Consider the following 19,216-nt stretch of genomic DNA (forward strand, 5'->3'; position numbering starts at 1 on the left):
ATATGAAAAGTATCAAGGCGGCAGGAGTTATTGGTGCAGGCGTTATTGGAAGTGGATGGGTAGCTAGATTATTACTCAACGGGATTGATGTTTTTGTCTATGACCCCTCCAAAGAAGCACCAAAATATGTCAATAAAGTTATTGATAATGCCGAGCGAGCATATAACAAATTGCTCACCTCCAATCTACCTAAAAAGGGCAAGCTATTATTTTCTGCCTCAATTTCAGAAGTTGCAAAATCTTGTGAGTTAATTATTGAAGCTGTTCCAGAAAGGCTTTCAATTAAGCAGTCGGCCTATGAGGAAATTGAGTCAAGCGCAGACAAAAATCTAGTCATAGCATCGTCAACTTCTGGCATTCTTCCTTCAGATTTACAAGCAAAAATGAAACACCCTGAAAGGCTTCTAGTTGCCCATCCATTTAACCCAGTCTATCTTTTGCCATTAGTTGAAATTGTTGGCGGTTCTAAAACATCCAAAAATGTCATCGAGGAAACTAGTAAAAAATTTACCAATATTGGTATGTTCCCACTTCATATCAAAAAAGAAATTCCTGCTTTTATTGCAGATAGACTTCTTGAGTCAGTATGGCGAGAAGCCTTATGGCTAGTAAATGATGACATAGCAACAACTGAAGAAATTGATGATGCAATTCGCTATGGCTTTGGCCTTCGATGGGCACAAATGGGACTATTTGAAACCTATAGATTGGCAGGTGGTGAAGCTGGCATGCGTCACTTCATATCACAGTTTGGGCCTTGCCTTGAATGGCCCTGGACGCACCTAATGGATGTTCCTGAATTTACAGATGAATTAATAGAAAAGGTATCCAGTCAGTCTGACCAACAATCGGGGCAATTTAGTATTGACGAGCTAATGGAAAAACGTGATGATAACTTGGTCGATTTCTTAAAAGTTTTAAAAGACAATCAGTGGGGTGCTGGAAACTCTCTCAAAGAATTTGACGCAAGCTTGTCAGGGTCAATTAATAAACTAGAATTTTCAGAGCTAAATTTATCAAACCCCATACTTACCTATATCACCAAAGTACCAAAAGAGTGGGCTGACTATAATGGTCATATGACAGAAGCGCGTTATCTTGAATGCTTTTCAGAAGCAACCACAGAAATGATGTCTATTATCGGCGTAGGCGAAGAATACATTTTAAACATAGGATCTTATTTTACAGTTGAAACTCATATTCGCCACTTGGATGAGGTTCAAATTGGAGAAGGTATAAAAGCCAAAACCCAGGTAATCTTTGGAGAAAATAAAAAACTTCACTTATTTCATTGGCTCAATCATGAGGACGGCAAACTATTAGCAACTGCTGAGCATATGCTCATTCATGTCGATCTTAAAACACGGGGTGCAAGCATGCCAAATGATTTGGTCTTGAAGCGAATGGGATTAGTTTATGAAGCACACAAAAAACTACCAAAACCAGAAGGCATAAACCGCGCAGTTGGAGATAAATTTTAATACTACTTTTCAGGTGAACCTAAAGCGATCTGGTTAAGCTCATTACTCGGCCAGTAATTGGTGCTGAGATAGTTCGGCGATACGCATGAATAATGCTTTCATTCGAAGTTGGCTCAAAGCCATCAAAAAGCATTCCATAGTGGTCAACTGAGTTTTCAATAATAGATGGTGAGACTACATTTATTCTTAATTTTCCAGCATACTCGGCTGCCAATGTTGAAACGCACATATTAAGGGCGCCATTAGCTGCAGCGGCGCATGAACCGGCAATAATTGGCTCATCACCAATAATTCCGCTAGTCAGGGTGATGGATCCATTTTCACTGAGAAAAGGTATGGCTGCTTTTGCTAAATTTAATTGACTAAAGCATTTGGTAGAAAGGCCAGCTGCAAAGTCATCCATTGTAAGCTCTTCAAAAGTCTTAAAAGGAGTACCTCCGATACAAGATACCAACCCGTCAAATGGACCAACAGAAGCTAAAACATCACTAACACTTTCAAAATCAAAAGCGTCGATCTTTAAATCTGGTCCAGACCTTCCAGCTCTTATAACTTCATAGTCTTTCTGTAAACCTTCAACTACTACTCTACCAAGTTTTCCAGTTGCGCCAACTACTATAATTTTTTTCATTTAAAGCCTTCTAATATTTAGTTGAAAAAATAAATAGAATCTTATCATTAAAAAAGCAACTTGCCAATAGATGACTTTACTGCATTTCTGTTTGTTTCAGAAGTGAGGGGCTTTCCAATATTGACATTGACACTCCTTCGTAGGTTAAATTTCTTTTTATTTTTATTTTTAATTAATTTTGGAGCTTTTGAAAAGAAACTACCCCACATATCATTTATTGCAAAAGGAACGACAACTACATTATCTTTGCATTCAGCTAATATTTTTTCGAAGCCCCTTTTCAAGTCACTCAATTCCCCTGTGGTGGAAATATGACCTTCTGGAAATATTCCAACAACGCAATCATCATTTAGCAAGTTGATAATATTTTGCATTGCATTACGACTATTTTCAGGCCTTATTGATACCGCACCAACACCCCTTAGAATCCAATTAAATATTGGCTTACGATAGTAATCATCATGAACAACAAATCGAATCGTCCTTGGAGTTGCCCACTGAATTAAAGCAAAATCTATCCAACTAATGTGGTTACCTAAAAGAAGAACAGGTCCAGTTTTAGGTAAATTATCTAAACCAGTTACCTTTAGTCGATATCGCCACCCAAACAATAAGAGGCCTACAATTTGCCTCATGACTAAAGAATAATTTTCAGTTTTTTAAGAACAACACTAAACCCTGCTACCGCAATAAATGCGTTAAAGTAAAGTATAAACTCACTTCCAAAATTAAGGTTTGCAAGAATCATTGTAAAAATCAAAAGGGTAATCATAGCAATATTTTGAAGCCAGTTTTTACCTGCTAGCATGCTTCCAAGACCGTCTTCAGGAGAGTTCGCTTGCATCAGTGCATTGAGGGGGATAATCATCATTCCTGCGCCAACACCAAACATAAGAATGACGGCAGTTACTAAAATTAAGGCAGTAGAATCTGGAATAAAACTTAGGCTTGAAATTACAGGGATTAGAATTGAACAAACTGTAATCATTATGGAGCCGGTATAGATATTATTAATACGTATGAAATTGAGACTTTTTCTGCCAGATAAAAAAGCACCAATCATAATTCCAAATACAGAAGAGGCTAACATCGCATTCACAACAAGAGGACTTTCGACGCCAAAATTAGCTTTTGCATGAGCTGGTATAACTGCCACTAAGTTTTGTGACATGCCCCAAAAGATTGCTGTCCCTAAAATAGAATACCAAACAATTTCATTACTCCTCATGGCTTTAAAGTTAGTCAATAAGTAATGAAAAGAAACAAATTTCTTTATAGAAAATTTAGCCTGGCTTAACTTTGTTGGATAGAGGCGTGTTCCAAGTGTTGCTAAAAACTCAACCAATGAAAGCCCAACAAGAACCCAGCCTACTGGCGCTATTTTCATTAATATTTCTTCAGGGGTAGTTGCTTGCATTGTTCCCAGATAAGCTTCGAATAAGTATGAGAAAAAAACCGTACCCATCAAAATTGCTATTAATACCACTGAAGAGTGAAAGGCATTACCCCTACTAAGGCCTGCCTTGCTAAGGCACTCTTTAATGTAACCCATTTTCGCAGGAGAATATATTGCACTCTGAGTCGCAAGGAGCAAGGTAAAGCCAAATGCAACTTGGTATAAACCGTTGTAATAACAATAGGTAATTGCTAAGGTAATTAAGACAGCAGAAAATGCGCTATAGCGCATGATACTTGTCTTTGCAAATTTATCAGAAAGGTAGCCTGATAATGTAAATAACATGATAAATGGTACTAAAATCATTGCATTTACAACAGCAGTTAAAATAATTTGCTGCTGCTCACCATATATCATAAAGATTGTATTTTGAATTATGATCTTATGGCCTAGGTCGACAAATGCATTGAGAAAAACTGCAACTAGGTAAACGGAAAATATGACTGAACGCCCTTTATCAATCTGTTGATTTTCTTGCATGACCTACCAAACTATAATTTATATAATCAATAGTATAAGAGATTTTTATAGGATTAGGGCTTAATACCTTAACTCGCTCTTAGAGCTCACGCCCCTCAACCTCAGCAATAGTCTGCATGTCTTTATCACCTCTACCTGAGAGGTTAATAATAATAGTTTTATCACTAGACCATTGTTTGGCAAGTTTAACCGCATACGCTATTGCATGAGATGGCTCAAGCGCTGGAATAATACCTTCAACCTCTGTAAGAAGATGGAAGGCTTCTAAAGCTTCTTTGTCTGTTATTGCAACATACTCTGCTCTTCCAATATCTTTCAGATAGGCATGCTCTGGTCCAACACCAGGATAATCAAGTCCAGCTGAAATGGAGTGACCCTCTATAATTTGGCCATCTTCATTTTCCATCAAATATGTTCTATTACCATGCAGCACACCGACACTTCCAGCAGTAAGCGGAGCTGCATGAGCATCTGGACCTAAGTCAATTCCACGTCCGCCCGCCTCAACACCAATAATTTTTACTGATGTATCTTCAATAAATGGATAAAAAAGCCCAATTGCATTTGAGCCTCCTCCAACACATGCAATTATTGCATCTGGTAAACCACCCACTTGCTCATTAAATTGCTCTTTCGCCTCTTTACCAATAACACTTTGAAAGTCTCTCACCATCATAGGGTAGGGATGAGGGCCAGCGACTGTTCCAATAATATAATAAGTATTATCAATATTAGTTACCCAATCACGCATTGCTTCATTCAGGGCGTCTTTCAGTGTTTTAGAGCCTGAAGAAACTGGCACAACTGTTGCCCCAAGTAACTTCATACGGTAAACATTCTGCGCCTGCCTAACAACATCAACTTCGCCCATATACACAACACATTCAAGGCCAAGTCTTGCAGCAATAGTTGCCGATGCAACGCCATGCTGTCCAGCTCCTGTTTCAGCAATAATTCTTGTTTTGCCCATTCTCTGAGCAAGTAAAGCTTGCCCTATAGTATTGTTGATCTTATGAGCACCAGTGTGATTTAAGTCTTCGCGTTTCAAATAAATTTGAGCACCACCAAGCTTCTTGGATAGGTTTTTTGCATGATAAAGTGGAGTTTCACGTCCCACATAATGCTTTAGATCATCCTCAAACTCTTTTAAAAAGTCAGGATCGTCTTTATATTTATCATAAGCATCTTTTAGCTCAGTGACAGCAGTCATTAGGGTCTCTGCTACAAAGACTCCTCCATATTGATCAAAATGACCTTTATCATCTGGTAGGTTATAACTCATGAATGAACACTTCGGATAAAAGCTAATATTTTATCAATATCTTTAACCCCTGGTGCACTTTCCACTCCACTTGAGGCATCAACTGCATATGGATTTACTTGACTAATTGCATCTGAGACATTTTCTGAATTAAGACCACCAGCAAGAATAATTGGTAAATCTATATTGACTCGCGCCAGCATCCAGTCAAAAACCTCTCCAGTACCTCCATAACTATTAGGGTTATGTGAATCGAGAAGAAGTGCGCTTGCTTCTGAAAAATTATCAGCTAATTGAACTACATTGGTCTTGGGTGTTACTCTCAAGGACTTTATAAAAGGCATTTGATATTGAGTACAATCTCCCACTACCTCGTCTCCATGAAATTGTAAAGTGTCCAGAGGGACCTCACATAAAACTTCATCAATGAAGCTTGGATTTGCATTAACAAAAAGTCCCACTCGATTTACAAATGGTGGCAGAGCTGAGACTATTTCTCGTGCTCTTTGAATATCAACATTACGTGGTGACTTATTATAAAAGACCAAACCAATTGCATCAACACCAGCTATAGCCGCGTCTCTTGCATTTTCAGCATTAGTGAACCCACAAATCTTAACTTTGGTCATCTGAATTACCATTAGCTTTTTCAAGTGCAAATTTTTTCATAGCGTTACCTAGTATTAAATGCAAATAGCTAAGAAAGCTTGAGATTTAGCTTGAGGCTTTTTTCTTAGCAGTAGTCTTCTTTTTAGCTTTTTTTGCCTTTGCTTTGGCTTTAATTTTTCCATCTATTGCTTTTTTACACTCTTCTAGAGTTAGGTCAATAGGAGCCTTATCACCAAACACTTTTTGAACTGTAACATTTTTTTGACCTTTGCCGCGCTTTTTACCATTCCAAACATACGGCCCAAAGCGTCCATTTAAAACTTGAATATCAGAATCTTCAAAGACTTTAATAATTCGTTCAGCATCAAGCTTTTCCTTAACAATAATTAGCTCAAGAGCTTCTTCTAAGGTTACCTCCTCTGGTGAGATTTCCTTTAAAGAAACATATTTTTTACCGTATTGAATGTATGGGCCAAAACGCCCATAATTTGCCTTAATTGTTTCACCATCAATTGTCTCACCCACTGTTCTTGGCATTTTAAAAAGCTCAATGGCTTCAGCAAGCGTAATATTCTCTATATCTTGGCCAGTTCTTAATGACGAGAAAGTTGGTTTTTCTTCATCATCTTGATGTCCAATCTGAGCAAAAGCGCCATAGCGTCCAAAACGAACACTGACAGGTTTTCCAGAGACAGGGTCCTCACCAAGATCTCTCTTACCATGAGTTTCGTCTCTCGAAATATCTTTAGCAAGCTCAATCTGTGCATGAAAAGGCTCATAAAAATCGCGAATAACACCTGCCCAAGGCTTTGACTCTTCAGCAATTAAATCAAAATCACTTTCAAGGTTTGCAGTAAATTCATATCCAATAATGTTGCTAAAATTTTTGACTAGAAAATCAACCAAAAGATAGGCAACATTTGTTGGGAATAATTTATTTTTTTCAGCGCCAGTAGTTTCAGCTTGGATAGACTCTGAAATAACGCCATCTTCAATTTCAATCAAATGATAATCACGCTGAACTCCTTCTCTGGTTTCTTTCACAACATAGTTTCTATCTTGAACAGTTGTAATCATTGTTGCGAATGTTGAAGGCCTTCCAATACCCATTTGCTCAATTTCTTTAACCAATGAAGCTTCTGTATATCTTGGCTTTGCTCTTGAAAAAGACTCCTTTGAAGCTAAGTCGACTAGGGTTAGCAAATCACCTTTACTAACTTCAGGAAGAAGCTTATCTTCAGCCGCCATATAGTCATAAACCTCGAGGAATCCAGCAAAAGATAAAACCTCTCCATCAGCAATAAAATGCTCACTACGGTTTGAAATATTGATATTAATTTTAGTTTTTTGAAGTTGTGCATCGCTCATCTGAGAAGCCAAGGTTCTCTTATAAATTAACGAATACAGCTTAGTAGATTGATCATCTAAACCTAATATAGATGGCTTAGTAAGGTCTGTAGGCCTTATGGCTTCATGCGCCTCCTGAGCACCTGAAGAATTTGTCTTATATCTTCTTGTTTGATGAAACTCAGAACCAAACTTTGAAACAATAACCTCTTGAGCAGCTGATATAGCTAGTTCAGACAAATTGAGTGAATCTGTTCTCATGTAAGTAATAGCACCTTCTCGATATAAATTTTGAGCAATCGACATGGTCTGTTTGACAGAAAAACCTAGTTTTTGAGAGGCTTCTTGCTGCAGCGTAGAGGTAATAAATGGAGCTTTAGGTGACCTCTTCGAGGGCTTAGTCTCAACTGAATTAACTTTTAATTCTGCCAATAAAACACTTTCAGCAAAAGAGAGCGCCTCTTCTTTAGATTTAAAGTCTACGCTAAGCTTAACCTCTAGAGACTGATTTGAGCTATTTTCTAAATTAGCTTTAACTTTATGGGAGCTTGTAGGATTATGAGCAGAAATTTCTCGCTCTCTTTCAACAACTATTCTTACAACTGGTGATTGAACCCTGCCAGCTGATCGCGCTCCTGAAATCTTACGCCACAATACTGGAGAAATCTCAAAACCTACTAGCCTATCAATAATACGCCTAGCTTGTTGCGCATTTACAAGATCAGTATCAATTGTTCTTGGGTTATTAATAGCATCCGTAATAGCACCTTTAGTTATCTCATGAAAGACTATTCTCGGTGTATCTTCTGCAAGGGATAGAGCTTGCTGTAAATGCCAAGCAATGGCTTCACCCTCTCGATCTTCATCAGTAGCTAGAAAGATTTTCGTTGCGGTTTTGACTGATTTTTTAAGGTCAGCAACTACTTTCTTTTTATCCGCACTGATAGCATAGGTTGGTTGAAAGTTATTCTCAATGTCAACGCCCATATCTTTCTTGGGCATATCCCTGATGTGGCCTATACTCGACTTTACAACATAATCTGGTCCCAAAAACTTTTCAATAGTTTTTGCTTTCGCCGGAGATTCGACAATAACAAGATTCTTAGACATAAAGGTTCCTACTGCAGGGTAGGGTTATCATCATAAAACACAATAGACTCTATCCATTGCGATGGCACAGATGATTCAGTGCTATTTCCGATGACCATCATAACTACCCATTTCAAGTCATCAATACTCAATTTTGAGTCCTCTAGAGACATAACCTGATCAATTACTATTTCACGTTGACTGGCATTAAGCTGACCCATATTCTCCATAAACATTATGAAGCCTCTGGCCCTAGAATCTAATTTGGTTTTTTCATACTCACTATAAATTCGCATAGAATTATGCAAAGTATCAAAACTAGCTATCTTTCCATCTTGAAGTGCTGCAATATTTTCAAGCCAAACTAAAGCCTTCTCAATCCGGTCAGCATCAAAGCCAGCCTCTGAAAGATGCGTCTTCAAAAGATCATCATCCAGCTCTTGAGAAGAGTCTTGCTCAGCAGACTCAAATAGGAAATCAAACATAAAGGTGAGTACATCAAGAATATTATTAGTCATAAAGCCTCATCAAATTAATACATGTATTTCAAGCTAACTATTACAAGATTCTTATAAACATCAAAAGAACCTATATTGCTTATTACTTGTGGGCAAAAAACACTTTTTCAACTATATATTGAGTTATATAGTGATTTGCTCGAAAAGTAAATTCTTAATTTAACCCTTATTATCCACATCTTGATCGAGATTGGGCTTTATTAAAGCAGTATTGTCATATAAACTCTCGTTTAACATGCATACCGAACTAATCCAAGTATGGTAAAATTGCAAACTTTTTTATTGGTAGATACATTATGAAAAGAACTTTCCAACCAAGCGTACTAAAACGTAAACGTAACCATGGCTTTAGAGCTAGAATGAAAACTCGTTCTGGGCGTGCTATCTTAAGCGCTCGCAGGAAAAAAGGGCGTAAACGTTTAGCTGCTTAAACTCATGACCAGCTCGCTCGCTCACGGTGCGCGTATTACAGATTCCAAAGATTACGCTCACGTTTTCAAAAAAGGCTTTCATACTCAAAGTAGATTTTGGAAGGTCATAGCTAGTGATTCTGATAAATCATTTTCAAGGCTTGGTCTTGCGATTTCCAAAAAGCAATATAAAAGGGCAGTAGACCGAAATCTTTTTAAGCGCTTAGCACGCGAAACTTTTAGAAAAAATCGGGACGATTTAGAGTCTATTGACTTTGTCATAATGGTAAAAAAATCAGCTTGCACTGATAATATTGAAATTACTAAAGACCTCCTTTCACTTATGAAAAATGTAAAGAGCCAGGTGCAATCAAAATGAAATTTCTACTTCTACCTCTAATTAAATTATACCAATGGATTGTTAGTCCTCTTTTAGGAAGCAACTGCCGTCACATTCCAACCTGCTCAGAGTATACCTTCGATGCTATCAAATATCACGGAGCTGTTAAAGGAGTTACTCTCGGGGCAAAAAGAATTAGTAAGTGCCACCCATGGTCAGAGGCAAGTTATGATCCCGTACCAAAAAAAATTCACTCAATTAACAATTAAAAATTTATGAACACTCAAAAATTATTTCTTTTCATTGCAATCTTTTTGACAATTTTCCTTCTTTGGGATAAATGGGAACTGACACAATCAATCGATGAAAATGGAAATATAGTAACGCAAACTGCGATAGTAGGAATTGATTCGCCATCTGCAGAAGACGACGTCCCATTAGCTGCTGAAGTCCCAGTAGCAGAAAACACATTTACAGAAGTTTCAACTCCCGTTATTGAGGACTCCAACATAAGCGGCGCATACACAACGGTTGTAACAGATCTTTTAACAGTGCAAATTTCAAATAAGGGTGGAACAATAATTAGTGCGTTTCTGAATGACTACCCAACTGAATTAAACTCAGATCAAACATTTGAACTACTTAGCAATTCTCCAGAGAGTATTTTTCACGCTCAAAGTGGTCTCATCCCTGCAGATCAAATGCCAACGCACCAATCTGAATTTACTTCGGAAAGACAAGAATACTTTCTACAAAACAATAGTGAGCTAATTGTGCCACTTTCTTGGAAGGGGGATAATGGCATTGAAGTTACTAAGTACTTCTACTTTAATCCTGATAGTTATATCATCGAAGTAGATTACCAGATTCGAAATAACAGCTTGACTGATCAAAATGTTAGCAGTTATACGCAGTTAGCCCATGGTGCAATAATTGAGTCTAGCGGCATGGCAATGGGTATGCAAAACTTTAGTGGTGGCGCAACCTATAACGATGAAGAAGTTTTTGAGAAAATTGATTTTGAAGATTTTGACTCTACGCCAAAAACTTCATCTATTGGTGGCTGGGCCGCAATGATTCAGCACTACTTTTTTACTGCGTGGATACCAAATGATAGTCAGAAGCATACTTACTCAACTAAATCTAGTAGAGGCAACTACCTATTAACCACAGTGAATCCAACGGTGAGAGTTGCAGCTGGAACAACAGCTAATCTTGAAAAAAACCAGCTATATGTTGGCCCTAAAGAGCATGTGCGTCTTGAAGAGCTTGCCCCTGGCCTAGACAAAACTGTAGACTATGGTTTCCTTTTTATTGTTGCTAAACCGTTGTCAATATTTCTTCATTGGATTTATAGTTTTGTTGGTGACTGGGCAATATCTATTGTTCTTCTAACTCTATCAATTAAGCTAGCTTTTTATAAGCTTTCTGAAAAATCATTCCGCTCAATGGCTGGAATGAAAAAATTAGCACCAAGGCTTCAGAAAATTAAAGAAACCTATGAGGGTGATAAGCAAAAAATTGGTAAGAAAACGATGGAGCTTTATAGGACTGAAAAAATAAATCCTGCTGCAGGCTGTCTTCCTATCTTAGTACAGATTCCAGTTTTTATTTCTGTTTATTGGGTTCTTATAGAAATGGTTGAATTAAGAATGACCCCATTCTTGTACTTACCTGACCTTGCGATGAAAGATCCTTATTTCATCCTGCCATTAATTATGGGTGCATCTATGTGGTTTCAGCAGAGACTTAATCCGCCTCCAGCGGACCCAATACAAGCAAAAATAATGATGATGCTGCCAGTTGTATTTACAGTTTTCTTCCTCTGGTTCCCTTCAGGCTTAGTATTGTACTGGGTAACCAACAACGTACTTTCAATTGCTCAACAAGTGTACATCAATAAAAAAATTAATGGTTAAATAAGCCCATGCACTCAAATGAAAAAGTAAGTGAGATAGCTAAAAAAATTAAACTATTAATTGTAGATGTTGATGGAGTTCTCACTGACGGTGGGATATATTTTGATGACAACGGCGTTGAACAGAAAAAATTTGATTCGCAAGATGGTCTTGGTATTAAATTATTGCAATTATCAGGAATTGAAGTTGCAGTAATCACAGCAAGAAGCACAAAATCTGTTGCTCATAGACTTAAAGGGCTTGGAGTTGAACATTATTATCATGGCATACTTGATAAAAGTATTGCTCTGGAAAAACTAATAAAGAAACTTTCAATCGATCCCAGTGAGTCAGCTTATGTTGGTGATGACGTCATTGACTTACCTGTCATGACTAGAGTCGCTCTTCCAATTGCAGTAGCAAATGCTCAAGAATCTGTAAAAGATCACGCACTTATGATTACTGAGAAGAGTGGTGGTAATGGAGCAGTTCGTGAGGTATGTAACTTCTTGTTAAAATCACAAGATAAATACGATGCCTTAGTAAAATCTTTTCTAAAATGACATCCTTTCAATCAGAATGTTATGAGGCTTTAAAAAAAATTCCTGCTGGCAATGTAATTTCATATGGAGGCCTTGCGGAAATGATTGGAAGACCCAACGCACATCGCGCAGTTGGCAGTGCAATGAATAAAAACCCATTTGCACCATCCGTCCCCTGCCATCGAGTTGTTAAATCAAACGGCGAATTAGGTGGCTTTGCTGATGACATCAGCGTCAAAATAAAACGCCTTCAAAAAGAAGGCGTTCGTGTGTCAAACAATAAGATTGTTAATTTTCAGTCTGTACTCTTCAAATCAAACTAGCGCTTCTTTCCTCTCATCTTAGAGATCATTTGAAGTTGCATCATAGATTCAGCTAGTGCTGCTTGTGTAGTTGAAATATCTTGTTCTGTCTGCGAACTAGACATAGCTTCTTCAGCGCGCTTTTTCGCTTCAAGGGCTTTTGATTCATCTAAATCATTTGCACGAATAGCTGTATCAGAAAATATTGTAACTGTATCAGGCTGCACCTCAATGATGCCACCAGAGACAAAAATAGATTCAACACCATTTTCAGTTTCAACTCTGACTTCACCAGGTTTAAGTGTACTTATTAAAGGAACATGCATAGGGTACACACCAATCTCACCGATTGTAGCTGGTGCAAATACACATTTAGCTTCTCCAGAGTATATTTCTTCTGTTGCGCTAACTACATCTACATGTAATACTGACATTTATGATGCCTCCGATGCCTTTATTTTAACTTCTTCAATAGAGCCGGTCATGTAGAAAGCTTGCTCAGGTATAGAGTCATGCTCACCATCAAGAATAGCTTTAAATCCAGAAATAGTGTCCTTCAAAGATACATACTTACCAGGAGATCCGGTAAATACTTCTGCAACAAAGAAAGGCTGTGATAAGAATTTTTGAATCTTACGAGCTCTAGAAACAGTTTGCTTGTCTTCTTCGGATAGTTCATCCATTCCTAGAATCGCAATAATGTCTTTTAATTCTTTATAACGCTGAAGTACACCTTGAACTCCACGAGCCACATCATAATGCTCTTGACCAACAACTAGTGGGTCGAGCTGACGTGAAGTTGAGTCTAATGGATCTACAGCAGGATAAATACCAAGCTCTGCAACTTGGCGCGAAAGTACTACTGTCGCATCTAGGTGAGCAAATGTTGTCGCTGGAGATGGGTCAGTTAAGTCATCCGCAGGAACATATACCGCTTGAATTGAAGTGATAGAGCCAGTTTTAGTTGACGTAATTCTTTCTTGAAGCGCTCCCATTTCAGCTGCAAGTGTTGGCTGGTAACCAACCGCTGATGGCATACGTCCCAATAAAGCAGAAACCTCAGTTCCAGCAAGCGTGTAACGGTAAATATTATCAATAAATAAAAGAACATCACGTCCCTCATCACGGAAATATTCAGCCATTGTAAGGCCAGTAAGTGCAACACGAAGCCTGTTTCCAGGAGGCTCATTCATCTGTCCATATACTAGTGATACTTTATCGAGTACATTTGAGTCTTTCATTTCATGATAGAAGTCATTACCTTCTCGAGTTCGCTCACCAACACCTGCAAATACTGAATAACCTGAGTGCTCAATGGCAATGTTACGAATAAGCTCCATCATGTTTACTGTTTTACCAACACCAGCACCACCAAATAATCCGACCTTACCGCCTTTTGCAAACGGGCAAACTAAGTCAATTACCTTAATGCCTGTTTCAAGCAACTCTGTAGCAGGTGCTAATTCTTCATATGCAGGAGCAGAGCGATGAATTTCCCATTCAGCCTCTGAACCAATTTCACCAGCGTTATCAATTGGCTCCCCAAGTACATTCATGATTCGTCCAAGAGTTTTTGTTCCAACTGGCACAGTGATTGCCTTGCCTTTATCGGTAACTTCTAATCCTCGCTGAAGCCCTTCAGATCCACCCATAGCAATTGTTCTAACAACATTGTCTCCAAGTTGTTGCTGAACCTCTAAAGTAAGGTTTGCTTTAGTAACATGAAGTGCGTTATATATTTTAGGTATTGAGTCAGATGGAAACTCGACATCAATAACCGCACCAATAATTTGTGTAATTTTACCTATACTCATTTGCTTTTCCTTTTTTTAAATCTTTAAACAGCAGCAGCGCCTGCCACAATCTCAGATATTTCCTGAGTAATAGCTGCCTGCCTTGCCTTGTTATAAATTAATTGTAGCTCATCAATCATATCACCTGCATTTTCTGTTGCGCTATGCATAGCTATCATTCTAGAAGATTGCTCACAAGCAATGTTTTCTACAATTCCTTGATAAACTAATGCTTCGATATACCTAACTAAAAGTGCGCTTAGTGCACTCTCCGCATCTGGTTCATATAAATAGTCCCAGTGGTGATCCTTACTGGTTTCATCAGTAACCTCCATTGGCACAATTTGCTTGACAGTTGGGACTTGTGTCATTGCACTTGCAAACTTATTATAAGCAATCATGATTTGATCAATCTCACCTGCATCATAGCGATCAAGCATTACTTTGATAGTACCTAAAAGATCATCAAATTGAGGCTTATCACCAATATCAGTAAGAACAGAGTTAATTTTAAGTCCAGTATTTTTAAAAAATGAAGTTGCTTTTTTACCAATCGTACAAAGCTCAACCTCAACTTTATCTGATTGCAAAGCAGCTATATCTTTTAAAAGGCTTCTAAATAAATTGGTGTTTAAACCACCACAAAGCCCTCTATCACTTGAAATAACTATAATTCCTACACGCTTTTTCTCTTCTGAAGAGGTCATATATGGATGTTTAAACTCAGAGTTAGCATGAGTTAGATGTCCAATAACATTTAGAATTTTTTCAGCATATGGACGTGAAGCGAGCATTCTATCTTGCGCTTTCTTCATCTTAGAAGCGGCAACCATTTCCATCGCTGAAGTAATCTTTTGAGTATTTTTAATACTCGCGATTTGTGTTCTAATTTCCTTGCCTACTGCCATATCTTTCTACCAGGTATTGTTAGCTTTAAAGTCATCAATAGCAGCTTGAAGTTTTGCTGATATATCATCATTATAGTCACCAGACTCATTAATAGATGCCATCAATTCAGCCTGATTAGCATTCATATAAGCTAAAAGTGCGCCTTCAAATGCAACAACTTTATTCGCCTCAACATCATCTAGTGCGCCAGAATTAGCAGCAAAAAGTGAAGTCGCAGTTTCAGCAACATTTAGAGGGGAGTATTGTGCTTGCTTCATTAGTTCGGTTACGCGTATTCCTCGATCAATTTGAGCTTTAGTTTCAGCATCTAGATCAGATGCAAACTGAGCAAAAGCCGCTAATTCACGATACTGTGCTAAGTCAAGGCGAATACTACCACCAAGCTTCTTAACAATTTTAGTTTGTGCTGCACCGCCAACTCTAGAAACTGAAAGGCCCGCATTAATTGCCGGTCGAATACCAGAGTTAAATAGGTCTGTTTCTAAGAAGATTTGACCGTCCGTAATGGAAATTACATTTGTTGGAACAAACGCCGAAACGTCTCCAGCCTGAGTTTCAATTATAGGTAGAGCTGTCAAAGAACCTGTCTTACCTTTCACCTCTCCATTCGTTGCTTTTTCTACATACTCCGCGTTAACTCTTGATGCTCTTTCTAATAAACGAGAGTGAAGATAGAATACATCACCTGGATATGCTTCACGTCCTGGTGGGCGCTTTAAAAGAAGTGATACTTGGCGGTATGCCCAAGCTTGCTTTGTCAAATCATCATAAACAATTAGTGCATCTTCACCACGATCTCTGAAATATTCGCCCATTGCACATCCAGCGTAAGGAGCAATATATTGAAGAGCTGCAGAGTCAGAAGCGGCTGCAGCAACAATAATAGTATGCTCTAATGCTCCATGCTCTTCTAGCTTGCGAACTACAGTAGCAATTGAAGACGCCTTTTGTCCAATTGCAACATAGATACATTTAACGCCTGTACCTTTTTGATTAATAATAGCATCAATTGCAACGGCAGTTTTTCCAGTTTGGCGATCACCAATAATAAGTTCGCGCTGACCACGTCCAATTGGAACCATTGCATCAATTGCCTTAATACCAGTTTGAATTGGTTGGTCAACTGATTGTCTTTCAATAACCCCAGGAGCAACAACCTCAATTGGGCGAGTGATAGATGTTTTTATTTCTCCCTTACCTTCTAGGTCTACTCCAAGAGGATTAACAACGCGTCCAAGCAGCTCATTACCAACTGGCACTTCCATAATTCGATTTGTACACTTAACAGTGTCGCCTTCTGAAATGTGAAGATAATCACCTAATACAACTGCACCAACAGAATCCTGTTCAAGGTTAAGCGCTAAACCAAAAGTATTTCCTGGAAATTCTAGCATCTCACCAAACTGAGCATCTGCTAGACCATGAATACGAACGATTCCATCACTTACACTAATTACTGTGCCTTCTGTGCGAGCTTCAGCTGAAAAGTCAAATCCCTCTATTTCTTTTTTAATTAAATCACTGATTTCAGAAGCATTTAATTGCATAACTAACCTCTCTTTATAAAATTAATTTACAGACAAGGAGACGCCTAGAGCATCTACTTTTGCCTTAATTGATGTATCAATTACCTTATCACCTTCTTTAATAATGACACCACCTTTAAGAGTCACATCAATTTCAGTTTCAACAGATACAGTTGTTTTATGTTTACTTGTTAAATCTTTAACGATTGCTTTTTGTTCGTCTTCACTAAGCTCATAAGCGCTAATAACTTTAAAGTTCTTGCTCTTGTTAGCATTAGAAACTGTCGATTCAAACGCATTAGCTATACTGCTAATTGCACTCGAACGATCGTTGTTTAAAACAAGATTAATAAAAGCCACCTCTTGTTTACTTAAATCTTTTGAAGTCATTCTTGCAATTAAAGCAGAAATTAAATCAAATTTTTGATTTTTACTTTTGCTTGGAGATGCAATAAAAGTCTTTGTATTTTTATCAGCCATAATTACAGTAGCAGCAGCTAAAAAGTCACTCCATCCTAAAACAGAGTTACTTTGTTCAGCAATTTCAAAAATCGCTTGAGCGTATGGCTTGGCAATTGTTGATAATTCCATCCTACCGTCCTAGAGTGATTTAGACAACTTAGAAAGCATATCTTTATGTGCCTTAGCATCAACTTCTTTCTCTAAAACTGAGTTGACTCCCTGCATAACCAAAGTTGAGACTTGATTTTTAAGCTCGTTACGTGCCTTCACAACCTCTTGGTCTAGTTCAGACTTAGCGTGTGCTTTAATCTTATCAGCTTCTTCAAAAGCTGTGCCTTTAGCTTTATCAATCATTCCATTAGCTTGTTTATCAGCATTTGCAATAATTTCAGCCGCTTGGGTTTTAGTACTTTCTATGAGATCTTCAGCATTTTTCTGGGCTAAAGCATGCTCTTCTTTTCCAAGTTCTGCAGCTTTTAATCCATCTTCGATTGCCTTTTTGCGAGCAGCCATTGCCTCAACGAGTGGAGGCCAAACAAACTTCATGCAGAACAAGACAAACATGGCAAACATGATTGTTTGCCCAATGAGTGTAAGGTTAATGTTCATAACTTAATACCCTTAATTATTAAAAGAATACAATTTATCCAGCAACCGCAAACAATATATACATTGATATACCAACTGCGATCATAGGTACCGCATCAACAAGTCCCATAACAATAAACATTTGTGTTCTTAGCATTGGAATAAGTTCCGGCTGACGCGCAGCACCTTCAATGAATTTAGCGCCAAGAATACCGATACCTACAGCAGCGCCTAATGCACCTAAACCCATTAAGATAGATCCTGCTAAAAATAATATACTTTGTTCCATTTTTTACTCCTACTTATAAAAACTGTTTAAAAAAAATTAATGCTCTTTTTGGTGCGCCATATCCATATATACAATCACTAAAGTCATAAAGATAAATGCCTGAAGTAATACAATTAAGATATGAAAAATAGCCCACGGTAAAGACAGGCTCCACTGAATCCAGAATGGCAACAGTGCGATTAGAATGAAGATCATTTCACCTGCATACATGTTTCCAAATAAACGTAATGCAAGAGAAACTGGCTTTGCCAGTAAGTTCACCCCTTCTAAAAAGAAGTTAAAAGGCAACATCCATTTACCAAAAGGATGGAGCGTTAGTTCGCCTACAAATCCACCAAGGCCTTTTTCTTTAATACTGTAGTAAAGAATTAATATGAAAATACCGATAGACATTCCGAATGTAGCATTAGGGTCGGTTGTTGGAACCACCTTAAGAAAATCAATACCTAGAACAACAGCTAGAGATGGAAGCCAATCAACAGGCACTAAATCCATCGTATTCATTAAGATTATCCAAATAAATGTCGTTAAAGCAAGAGGCGCAACCATAGGGTTTTTACCACTGAAAGAACCACGTACATTTTCATCAATAAATTCAATAATGCTTTCTACAAAATTTTGAAACCCACTTGGAGCGTCAATAGAAGCACGTTTTGCTGCTCTAGCAAAAAAAAATAAAAATAGCGCGCCTAAAACAAAAGAAAATCCAAGAGTATCAACATGGAAAGCCATGAAACCCATTTCTTTTGCTTCTAAAGCACTTTCAGCAAACCCCCAATGACCATCTGGAAATTTTCCGTAAGTTAAATTTTGTAAATGGTGCTTAATATAAGCGCCAGATGTTAGTTCACCACTTGCCATTATTTTTGCCTTAACCTATCTAATATAAATCCTACCTGACCAACAACTAAACTCAAACAGAGAGCTGCAGGCTCAAGTTCTAAAAAACCAAGTCCAATTAAAGCTAGTAGGATTAGAGAGAGCATCCTACTGATACTGCTGCTGATCGCCATCCTAAAGCTTTTTTGTGCATCAGCGTCAACCAATGCTTTTTGTTTTTTTGTATACCAATTAAATATCCAGGTATTGCTTAAACTTACTAAGGCACCATAAAAGGCAGCAACTGCAAAACCATCAGTGGCATAAAAAACAACAATTAAAGCTAGGAGAAAGTATTGACTAAGTGAGCTTATTGATTTCACTTTTTCGATATTCACCCTGACTATGCACAAACGAAATATTATACAATTTAATGTTTAATAGTCAAGTCCTACAAAGACAATTT

At 37.9% G+C, this 19,216-nt stretch carries 23 protein-coding genes; 7 read left to right on the plus strand and 16 right to left on the minus strand.

The window, feature by feature from the left end:
- Nucleotides 1-2 precede the first annotated feature (2 nt).
- Nucleotides 3-1,481: a carnitine 3-dehydrogenase gene (locus ABXT51_RS08580; protein ID WP_416695389.1), complete on the plus strand. Its 1,479-nt coding sequence runs from the start codon at nucleotides 3-5 to the stop codon at nucleotides 1,479-1,481.
- Nucleotides 1,482-1,500: 19 nt separating this feature from the next.
- Here the strand turns inward: ABXT51_RS08580 and ABXT51_RS08585 are convergent, their stop codons facing one another.
- The 7 genes from ABXT51_RS08585 to ABXT51_RS08615 all read right to left on the minus strand — a co-directional run bounded on the left by ABXT51_RS08585 (nucleotide 1,501) and on the right by ABXT51_RS08615 (nucleotide 8,872).
- Complete coding sequence (locus ABXT51_RS08585; protein ID WP_416695391.1) at nucleotides 1,501-2,112, minus strand: short chain dehydrogenase; 612 nt, start codon at nucleotides 2,110-2,112, stop codon at nucleotides 1,501-1,503.
- 47 nt (nucleotides 2,113-2,159) lie between these two features.
- Nucleotides 2,160-2,747 carry a 1-acyl-sn-glycerol-3-phosphate acyltransferase gene (locus ABXT51_RS08590; protein WP_416695393.1) on the minus strand — a complete coding sequence of 196 codons (588 nt, stop codon included), beginning with the start codon at nucleotides 2,745-2,747 and terminating at the stop codon, nucleotides 2,160-2,162.
- 2 nt (nucleotides 2,748-2,749) lie between these two features.
- Nucleotides 2,750-4,048, minus strand: a complete 1,299-nt coding sequence (locus tag ABXT51_RS08595; protein WP_416695395.1) for an MFS transporter — start codon at nucleotides 4,046-4,048, stop codon at nucleotides 2,750-2,752.
- 79 nt (nucleotides 4,049-4,127) lie between these two features.
- Nucleotides 4,128-5,330 (minus strand): tryptophan synthase subunit beta, encoded by a 1,203-nt coding sequence (gene trpB, locus ABXT51_RS08600; protein WP_416686925.1) that lies wholly within the window; start codon nucleotides 5,328-5,330, stop codon nucleotides 4,128-4,130.
- Nucleotides 5,327-5,950: a phosphoribosylanthranilate isomerase gene (locus ABXT51_RS08605; RefSeq protein WP_416695397.1), complete on the minus strand. Its 624-nt coding sequence runs from the start codon at nucleotides 5,948-5,950 to the stop codon at nucleotides 5,327-5,329. The genes trpB and ABXT51_RS08605 overlap by 4 nt, the downstream gene beginning before the upstream one ends.
- 73 nt (nucleotides 5,951-6,023) lie before the next feature.
- A complete protein-coding gene (topA, locus tag ABXT51_RS08610; RefSeq protein WP_416695399.1) occupies nucleotides 6,024-8,375 on the minus strand; it encodes a type I DNA topoisomerase in 2,352 nt (783 codons plus the stop codon).
- Between the two features lie 8 nt (nucleotides 8,376-8,383).
- Nucleotides 8,384-8,872: a DUF494 family protein gene (locus ABXT51_RS08615; RefSeq protein ID WP_416651941.1), complete on the minus strand. Its 489-nt coding sequence runs from the start codon at nucleotides 8,870-8,872 to the stop codon at nucleotides 8,384-8,386.
- Nucleotides 8,873-9,168: 296 nt separating this feature from the next.
- On the opposite strand from ABXT51_RS08615, the gene rpmH reads away from it, so the two are divergent.
- From rpmH to ABXT51_RS08645, 6 genes are read left to right on the plus strand one after another with little or no spacing between them, the layout of a single operon-like run.
- Nucleotides 9,169-9,303 (plus strand): 50S ribosomal protein L34, encoded by a 135-nt coding sequence (gene rpmH, locus ABXT51_RS08620; RefSeq protein ID WP_082344989.1) that lies wholly within the window; start codon nucleotides 9,169-9,171, stop codon nucleotides 9,301-9,303.
- 4 nt (nucleotides 9,304-9,307) lie between these two features.
- Entirely contained in the window at nucleotides 9,308-9,661 is a 354-nt protein-coding gene (gene rnpA / locus ABXT51_RS08625) for a ribonuclease P protein component (RefSeq protein ID WP_416695401.1), read from the plus strand.
- Nucleotides 9,658-9,891, plus strand: coding sequence for a membrane protein insertion efficiency factor YidD (yidD, locus tag ABXT51_RS08630; protein ID WP_416651945.1), 234 nt, complete (start codon nucleotides 9,658-9,660; stop codon nucleotides 9,889-9,891). Before rnpA ends, yidD begins: the two co-directional genes overlap by 4 nt.
- 6 nt (nucleotides 9,892-9,897) lie before the next feature.
- Nucleotides 9,898-11,541 (plus strand): membrane protein insertase YidC, encoded by a 1,644-nt coding sequence (yidC, locus tag ABXT51_RS08635; RefSeq protein ID WP_416695403.1) that lies wholly within the window; start codon nucleotides 9,898-9,900, stop codon nucleotides 11,539-11,541.
- Between the two features lie 8 nt (nucleotides 11,542-11,549).
- The gene (locus ABXT51_RS08640) at nucleotides 11,550-12,083 is read left to right on the plus strand and encodes a KdsC family phosphatase (protein ID WP_416695405.1); all 534 of its coding nucleotides are present in this window, start codon (nucleotides 11,550-11,552) and stop codon (nucleotides 12,081-12,083) included.
- On the plus strand, nucleotides 12,080-12,385 hold the full coding sequence (locus ABXT51_RS08645; protein ID WP_416695406.1) for an MGMT family protein: 306 nt from the start codon (nucleotides 12,080-12,082) through the stop codon (nucleotides 12,383-12,385). The genes ABXT51_RS08640 and ABXT51_RS08645 overlap by 4 nt, the downstream gene beginning before the upstream one ends.
- Here the strand turns inward: ABXT51_RS08645 and ABXT51_RS08650 are convergent.
- From ABXT51_RS08650 to ABXT51_RS08690, 9 genes are read right to left on the minus strand one after another with little or no spacing between them, the layout of a single operon-like run.
- The gene (locus ABXT51_RS08650; RefSeq protein WP_416695408.1) at nucleotides 12,382-12,798 is read right to left on the minus strand and encodes a F0F1 ATP synthase subunit epsilon; all 417 of its coding nucleotides are present in this window, start codon (nucleotides 12,796-12,798) and stop codon (nucleotides 12,382-12,384) included. The genes ABXT51_RS08645 and ABXT51_RS08650 overlap by 4 nt on opposite strands.
- Complete coding sequence (gene atpD / locus ABXT51_RS08655; protein WP_416695410.1) at nucleotides 12,799-14,178, minus strand: F0F1 ATP synthase subunit beta; 1,380 nt, start codon at nucleotides 14,176-14,178, stop codon at nucleotides 12,799-12,801.
- Nucleotides 14,179-14,201: 23 nt separating this feature from the next.
- Nucleotides 14,202-15,065, minus strand: a complete 864-nt coding sequence (gene atpG, locus ABXT51_RS08660; protein ID WP_416695412.1) for a F0F1 ATP synthase subunit gamma — start codon at nucleotides 15,063-15,065, stop codon at nucleotides 14,202-14,204.
- A 6-nt stretch (nucleotides 15,066-15,071) separates the two neighbouring features.
- Nucleotides 15,072-16,613 carry a F0F1 ATP synthase subunit alpha gene (gene atpA / locus ABXT51_RS08665; RefSeq protein WP_416651959.1) on the minus strand — a complete coding sequence of 514 codons (1,542 nt, stop codon included), beginning with the start codon at nucleotides 16,611-16,613 and terminating at the stop codon, nucleotides 15,072-15,074.
- A 21-nt stretch (nucleotides 16,614-16,634) separates the two neighbouring features.
- Nucleotides 16,635-17,183 carry a F0F1 ATP synthase subunit delta gene (locus ABXT51_RS08670; protein ID WP_416695414.1) on the minus strand — a complete coding sequence of 183 codons (549 nt, stop codon included), beginning with the start codon at nucleotides 17,181-17,183 and terminating at the stop codon, nucleotides 16,635-16,637.
- Nucleotides 17,184-17,192: 9 nt separating this feature from the next.
- Nucleotides 17,193-17,663 (minus strand): F0F1 ATP synthase subunit B, encoded by a 471-nt coding sequence (locus ABXT51_RS08675; protein WP_416695416.1) that lies wholly within the window; start codon nucleotides 17,661-17,663, stop codon nucleotides 17,193-17,195.
- Between the two features lie 34 nt (nucleotides 17,664-17,697).
- On the minus strand, nucleotides 17,698-17,931 hold the full coding sequence (gene atpE, locus ABXT51_RS08680) for a F0F1 ATP synthase subunit C (protein WP_416651967.1): 234 nt from the start codon (nucleotides 17,929-17,931) through the stop codon (nucleotides 17,698-17,700).
- Between the two features lie 36 nt (nucleotides 17,932-17,967).
- Complete coding sequence (atpB, locus tag ABXT51_RS08685; RefSeq protein ID WP_416651969.1) at nucleotides 17,968-18,792, minus strand: F0F1 ATP synthase subunit A; 825 nt, start codon at nucleotides 18,790-18,792, stop codon at nucleotides 17,968-17,970.
- The gene (locus ABXT51_RS08690) at nucleotides 18,792-19,133 is read right to left on the minus strand and encodes an ATP synthase subunit I (protein ID WP_416695418.1); all 342 of its coding nucleotides are present in this window, start codon (nucleotides 19,131-19,133) and stop codon (nucleotides 18,792-18,794) included. The genes atpB and ABXT51_RS08690 overlap by 1 nt, the downstream gene beginning before the upstream one ends.
- Between the last annotated feature and the right edge of the window lie 83 nt (nucleotides 19,134-19,216).

This window comes from Candidatus Pseudothioglobus sp. Uisw_050_01 (assembly GCF_048085775.1).
GTDB lineage: Bacteria > Pseudomonadota > Gammaproteobacteria > PS1 > Pseudothioglobaceae > Pseudothioglobus.